Annotated in this window: 6 protein-coding genes; 3 read left to right on the top strand and 3 right to left on the bottom strand. The window is 48.4% G+C overall.

Features of this window, described 5'->3' with window-relative positions:
• Nucleotides 1-58 precede the first annotated feature (58 nt).
• Nucleotides 59-571 carry a hypothetical protein gene (locus BMY62_RS04920; protein ID WP_090657246.1) on the top strand — a complete coding sequence of 171 codons (513 nt, stop codon included), beginning with the start codon at nucleotides 59-61 and terminating at the stop codon, nucleotides 569-571.
• Between the two features lie 263 nt (nucleotides 572-834).
• Here the strand turns inward: BMY62_RS04920 and BMY62_RS04915 are convergent, their stop codons facing one another.
• The 3 genes from BMY62_RS04915 to BMY62_RS04905 are packed head-to-tail and all read right to left on the bottom strand — an operon-like array spanning nucleotide 835 to nucleotide 4,473.
• The gene (locus BMY62_RS04915) at nucleotides 835-2,487 is read right to left on the bottom strand and encodes a glycerol-3-phosphate dehydrogenase/oxidase (protein WP_090657244.1); all 1,653 of its coding nucleotides are present in this window, start codon (nucleotides 2,485-2,487) and stop codon (nucleotides 835-837) included.
• Nucleotides 2,484-3,251 carry a glycerophosphodiester phosphodiesterase gene (locus tag BMY62_RS04910; RefSeq protein ID WP_256207426.1) on the bottom strand — a complete coding sequence of 256 codons (768 nt, stop codon included), beginning with the start codon at nucleotides 3,249-3,251 and terminating at the stop codon, nucleotides 2,484-2,486. The genes BMY62_RS04915 and BMY62_RS04910 overlap by 4 nt, the downstream gene beginning before the upstream one ends.
• A gap of 28 nt (nucleotides 3,252-3,279) precedes the next feature.
• Nucleotides 3,280-4,473 (bottom strand): ankyrin repeat domain-containing protein, encoded by a 1,194-nt coding sequence (locus BMY62_RS04905; RefSeq protein WP_090657243.1) that lies wholly within the window; start codon nucleotides 4,471-4,473, stop codon nucleotides 3,280-3,282.
• Nucleotides 4,474-4,633: 160 nt separating this feature from the next.
• On the opposite strand from BMY62_RS04905, the gene pgeF reads away from it, so the two are divergent.
• Nucleotides 4,634-5,404 (top strand): peptidoglycan editing factor PgeF, encoded by a 771-nt coding sequence (gene pgeF, locus BMY62_RS04900; protein WP_090657241.1) that lies wholly within the window; start codon nucleotides 4,634-4,636, stop codon nucleotides 5,402-5,404.
• A 55-nt stretch (nucleotides 5,405-5,459) separates the two neighbouring features.
• A complete protein-coding gene (locus BMY62_RS04895) occupies nucleotides 5,460-6,296 on the top strand; it encodes a ZIP family metal transporter (RefSeq protein ID WP_090657239.1) in 837 nt (278 codons plus the stop codon).
• Nucleotides 6,297-6,308: the final 12 nt, after the last annotated feature.

Here is a 6,308-nt window from a genome sequence, read left to right as displayed (position 1 = left end):
ATATAATAAACAAAATGTTATTATACACTAACCAGGAAAAATAACTTCACTTCCAGACTTGCTTCGTTTTGTAATCGCAATTTTTAGATATGCCCTTGACGTGTTCGACCCTGAAAACTATCAGGGTTCATCGGATGGCGTATTCACTGCTGAAGAACTTGGTGTGGCGCACCTGCCAAACCTGCCGGCAACAACTGAAACCCTGGAGTCGTTGATTTACGGTACAATGGTCAATGCATTTAGGGCAATTGACGAATCAGAGATTATTCAGATTGCTTCATATTTTCGTTCCCATCCCGATCTAATCGATAATCCAGATACATCTGAATTTGCCGCGTTAATGAACGACGTTTTTAGCGATAGGCCAGCAGATCCTATTTACAGGAATGATACCCAACTGGCTCACGCTGTGTATCAAGCTACCAATGTTCTGATCGATGATATTATACGAAATGACTTTGAAGATATTTTAATTATGTCATTGATTGATGTAACCGCTGCATCTATGCTGGAACTAATCTCAAATGGCAGAGCCGATATATTTTTTGATAGTGGTGGCGTGTTTCTGTAAGTAAACAAAATATTGAGTATGCAGCCGGACACTTGCCTTAGGTTTTAATGGGTAAATTCGATCTGGACGGTAAGCGTCAAGGATAAACTTCATCAAAATTCAATTCACAGAGTGCTGTTTTTTTTATTTCTGGCAAGGCGTGAAGAGGCGTAACAACTTGTCATTAAAATGAATCAAATCCGGAAAATGATAAAAAAACGGCATAATATTAGTATCATAGGGTTACCTTAAGGGTGAAGGGATTCGTTATTGTTTTTTTTGATTTATGTTGTTTGTTCTTTTTTATGACAGTCAACTGAGTTTTTTAGGTTTAACCAAGGCCTGCAACGGGCAATTTCTTCTTGAACCCTGAGCGCGTCCCAATGCATTACACCAGAGATTTCTTCACCGATTCGACGCAAATCTGTTTCGGTCAGCTTCGCGAGAATCAGCAGCGGCAAACGGCGGCGCAGCAGATCGTCCAGGTGCATAACCATCTCGCTAGCTGCGCAGTGCATGAGATCGGCCTGGATCAACGGTAAGGACGGAACAATGCGTGCAGCCAGATCCGGTCGTTGTTCAATATCCTTCAGAATGTCTGAAACCTTACTACCATGACGCCGAATCAGCCACAACGCACTTTCCGGGTCAACTTTCAGTTCCGCAGCCAGTGCCTGCATTGTTTCAGACCAGCGCAAAAAGCTGTCCAGCGATGCGACCTGTTCACTTAGTTCCTGTGGCGACCAGGGCAGCTTGCGGTTTCGGGTTGTGCAGGGCGCGTCAATATTCAATTCTTCACAGACCCGGTCGACAATCTGAGCGGCGTCCTGCCGGGCTGACGTTAATTTTCCACCAATCGAATAGTGAACACCGTTTGAAGCAGTTCTCACTACCCAGTCCCGGCTGACGGATGAGGGAGATTCCGTTGAGTCGGCAGTCGCCTCATGCTTCAGTACCCGTACACCGGCAAAAGCGCCGACAATATCATTGCGCGTCCAGGGTTCGCGCAAATAATCATTGACCGCATTCAGCAGATAATCGACTTCTGTTTCATCGACGTCGATACGATTTAGTGGACCCTGGTAGGTGGTGTCGGTTGTTCCCAGCAATGTCAATCCATACCATGGGATCATAAAAAAAACGCGCCCGTCCGAACGAGCTGTAAGCAGCAGCGCCTCTTCCAGACCAAGCTGTGGCATGACCATATGAATACCGCGGGTCAACAAACAATTTTCCGGACGTTGATTGTCCACTGCTATCCAGGGACCCGTTGTATTAACAATCTGTTTCGCCTGAATTGTATACGTCCGATCCGCCGGTTCATCGTAAACAGCCGCACCTGTAGCCTGCTGGCCGGTTTCTATCAGGTCGGTCAGTTTGCAGTAGTTGACACACACCGCACCGGCATTCATGGCACCTTGTACCAGTTCCAGCACCAGCCGTGCATCGTCGGTCTGCGCATCGGCGTATGTAAAACCGCCCTTCAGCGTATCAGCTTTTAAAAAAGGAAATCGCACGTTCAATTGCTGGCGGTTGAAATAGCGATGTCGCTTCGAGGTTTGCTGTCCGACCGCAAGAAAATCATACGCCATCAATCCCAGCTTCAAACGCAGCAGGCCGACCCGGCTGTTTGCATACACCGGCACGCCAAAACGCAACGGCCACACCCGGTGTGGCGCAACCAACATCAACATCTCACGTTCGGTCAGCGTTTTCCGCACTAACCCGAATTCAAATTGCTCAAGATACCGCAAACCCCCGTGAACCAGTTTGCTGGACGCGGAGGAAGTAGCGCTGCCCCAATCTCCCTGATCGATCAGCGCAACACTCAGGCCGCGCAATACGGCATCATAAGCCGTCCAGGCACCATAAATTCCGCCACCGCATACAAGCAGGTCGAACGTCTGACTTTCCAGCCGCGCGGGATTTCGGTTCATGCACCACCCGGTCTCGCATTCCGCATTTCAATCGCCTTGTCCGGCACATCGCTGATCAGTATATCGACACCCAGTTGCAGCGCCTTGTTGATCTGATCATCCGTATTACAGGTATATACGATAATGCGTTTATAGTGTGCACGCAGCTGATCTGACAGATGCTGATCCAGCAAAGCTATTGGCAAACAGAAACCGTAAAGAAACGTACAGTCGTGCAATGCCTGCTGCACGTCTGCGATGGTCTGGTGATCATCAATATTGTAGACCAGCGGAATATCGCAACCCTGCTGATGCGCATAAACCAGACTCTGCAAATTAAATGACGATACCAGTAAACGGTCAGCAGTCCGGCTGCCTGATACTTCTTTAATGAGATCAATCACCCGGCGCATTTTTATTTCATGACGAATGACCGGCTCCCTGTCATGGTTTTTGACTTCGATCAGCAAGCGGCAATGCTGATTGTAATCATTCAGAAACGTTTTCAGGGTCATGATGCCTTTAACACCGGTTTGCGGAAAATTCAACGTTTCCAGTTGCGCCAAATCAAAATCATCAATATGTTGACCGGCCAGACCGATCTTATCGAGAGACTCGTCGTGCCAGAGCACCGCCACTTCATCACGGCTAAGCTGAACATCGGTTTCAATACCGTCAATTGCATATAGCAATGCATGCTCGAAAGCCGCGCGCGTGTTTTCCATGGCTTCCCTGCTTGCACCGCGATGGGCAAAAATCTGGCATTTACTGGACTGTTGCTGCAAAATTTATTACTCCATTATGAACTTACTGTCATTCAGACTGCAGTAATTCAATAATATCCTCGTTCCTGGCAATTTCCAATGCCGTCTTGCCGCTATTACTTTTAATAGATACATCCGCATCATGTTCAAGCAGCAATTTTACCGCTTCAACATGATCGTGCATCGCTGACCACATCAAGGCAGTGACGCCGTCATCATTCTGAAGATCTATTTGCGCACCTTTTTCCAGCAACACCTTCATCACGGGAACCTGTCCGTTTTGCGCAGCCAGAATCAACGGTGTAAAACCATTTCTGGCTTTATGATCGATCTTAGCACCGGATGCAAGCAGGATTTCAACAACTTCTTTTTGCCCGACCAGAGCGGCCAGCGTCAATGCTGTAGCGCCGTTCTGATCCGGCTGATCCATTGAAATACCTTTATCCAGCAGGGCCTTGACGATTTCAATATAGCCGTTCTGTGCGGCGACGTGCAACGGCGTAGTCTGATTGGCGGCGATCAGATCAACCGGCGCATCTTTCGCCAGCAAAGTATTCACAATCGCTGTATGGCCGTTTCGTGTTGCCATATACAATGCTGTCGTGCCATCAGAAGCCTGAGTATCAATTCGGACATTTTTTGCCAGTAATTTATCGACGATAGTTTCTCTGCCTTCAAGAGCAGCAATCATCAACGCGGTCACATTGTCTTCCGTTCCAAGATTAACATTGACCTTCTGTTCCAGCAGTGCATCAACTATGTTGTCATAACCTTTCTGAGCAGCCAGCATCAGGGCTGATATGCCATCGCTTGTCTGCAGATTCACCCGCGCACCTTTGGCCAGCAACGCCCTGACCACGTCGGCATGCCCGTTTTTGGTGGCCAGAATCAATGCCGTCGCCCCCCCGTTGTTCTGAATATCCAGATGCGCATCCTTTTCCAGCAGCATGGTTACAATATTTTCATAACCGTACTGCGATGCAATCATCAGAGGCGTAAATCCCTTTTCATTTTGCAGATCAGGGCTCACACCTTTGCCCAGCAATTCGCTGACAATTTTATCTTTACCGGAAAATACAGCCTTCATCAATTCGGTTTGATCATCGGCTGGTCCGGTTGCAGTGACCCCGGCGGCATTTTGTGCGTATGCCAGACTGTCGGCTGCCTTTAGCGGTAAAATGACCGCCAGCAATACAAGTAAAAGAAATTTCAAATAATGTCTAAATTTTTCGGTATCATTCATTGAGCACACCTGTTCTGGAATCTAATCTTTTATAATTGATTTATAGGGAATAACGCAAGCGCTTAACCCAAAACCCGTTATTCTAACCCAGAAATTCATTGAGCATGTTTTATAACCAGAGCACGTTTCTAATATTGTGCTTAACCATGATCAAAAAACGATGATTGATTTGATAATTCCCGACTGGCCGGTCCCCGGCCATATCAAAGCCCTGTTTACAACGCGATGCGGTGGGTTCAGCAATGGCGCTCACGCCTCTTTCAATCTGGGCATGCATGTACACGACAACTCTGAGAATGTCTTCAGGAACAGGTCTTTGCTGCGAAAATATCTACCCAGTGATCCATATTGGCTCGTGCAAGTGCACGGATCCCGCCATATCTGGATAAATCAGAACGCCACACAACTGCAGGAAAAATCCGCAGATGCCGCGTTAAGCCGCCAGTGCAATACCGTTTGCGCAATCATGGTAGCCGATTGCCTGCCGGTATTGTTATGCGATATGGCTGGAACCGTGGTCGGCGTAGTGCATGCCGGATGGCGCGGACTAGCAGCCGGTATCATCGAACAAACCGTTGCAGCCATGCAAACCGGAAACGATACTTTGATGGCGTGGCTTGGCCCGGCTATTGGTCCTGAACATTTTGAAGTCGGCGATGATGTCAGGGCGGCTTTCGTTGACCATGATCAGCGAAGCGCCAAAGCTTTTCAACAAGCAGGCTCTTCTACACGATCGGAACCCAAATGGTTTGCAGATATTTTCCATCTCGCGCAGCAACGCCTGGCCTGCGCGGGAGTAACTCACGTATATGGCGGAGGCGTTTGCACGTACAGTGACCCGGCACGTTTTTTCTCATACCGCCGGGATGGCGAAACCGGCCGCATGGCGGCGTTGATCTGGATGGAAAAACCGGCAAACTGGCCAAATTAGTTCATTCACCCCGTGCATCAGCGTATAATCCCGCCTTTCCAATTGTTTTTTCTTTATGTCGACGCTTTCCTGGATCGTAGCAGCCAGCTTTACCGGTGGCGTACTGAGCCTGCTTCTGGCAGCCTTGCTCACGCTTAACACTCGCACAGCCTGGGTTTCAAAGCTTGTCTCTTTCGCAATCGGTGCATTGCTGGGCGCCGCGTTTCTGAATATCCTGCCGGAGGCCTTTGAACTTTCTGACAACCCCGCTCAAGTTACCATTCTGGTACTATTTGGAATTTTACTGTTTTTCATTCTGGAAAAACTTGTGCTATGGCGGCACTGCCATATGGAAGACTGCGAGGCACACAGTCCGGCAACTGCCTCAGAACAGGCTGTGCCCACTGTAGCGACCGTAACGGCGAGCAGCTATTCTACACATGAGCATGAGCACGATCACGGTCGCAGTGGCATGATGATTATGATCGGAGACACTTTCCATAATTTCGTCGACGGCATTCTGATCGCGGCTGCTTTTATGGTCGACACACAACTTGGCATCGTTACATCCATCGCGATCATCGCGCATGAAATACCGCAGGAAGCCGGTGATTTCATCATTCTGCTCAATTCAGGCTATTCCCGCCGCATGGCTTTTTTGATGAATCTGTTATCTAGTTTTGCAACGCTTGTCGGCGGTGTTCTCGCTTATTTTATGCTTAACACACTCGATTTTCTGATACTGCCTTTGCTGGGACTTGCCTCAGCCAGTATGATTTACGTTGCCCTGTCCGATTTAATACCGGGCCTGCACAAACGTCCCGAGATTGGCGCTACCATACAGCAAGTCACATTAATTCTTGCGGGAATCGGTCTGATCTGGTTTGTCGGGTTATTTGCCCACGGACATTGACTGTCCCTGAAA

The organism is Nitrosomonas marina (assembly GCF_900111605.1).
In the GTDB taxonomy this organism is placed as follows: domain Bacteria; phylum Pseudomonadota; class Gammaproteobacteria; order Burkholderiales; family Nitrosomonadaceae; genus Nitrosomonas; species Nitrosomonas marina_A.
This window is presented reverse-complemented; position numbering and strand designations above follow the sequence as displayed.

Coding starts and splice junctions, on each gene's coding strand:
- BMY62_RS04915 (WP_090657244.1), bottom strand. CDS start 2,487: ATGAACCGAAATCCCGCGCGGCTGGAAAGTCAGACGTTCGACCTGCTT.
- BMY62_RS04905 (WP_090657243.1), bottom strand. CDS start 4,473: ATGAATGATACCGAAAAATTTAGACATTATTTGAAATTTCTTTTACTT.
- pgeF (WP_090657241.1), top strand. CDS start 4,634: ATGATTGATTTGATAATTCCCGACTGGCCGGTCCCCGGCCATATCAAA.
- BMY62_RS04895 (WP_090657239.1), top strand. CDS start 5,460: ATGTCGACGCTTTCCTGGATCGTAGCAGCCAGCTTTACCGGTGGCGTA.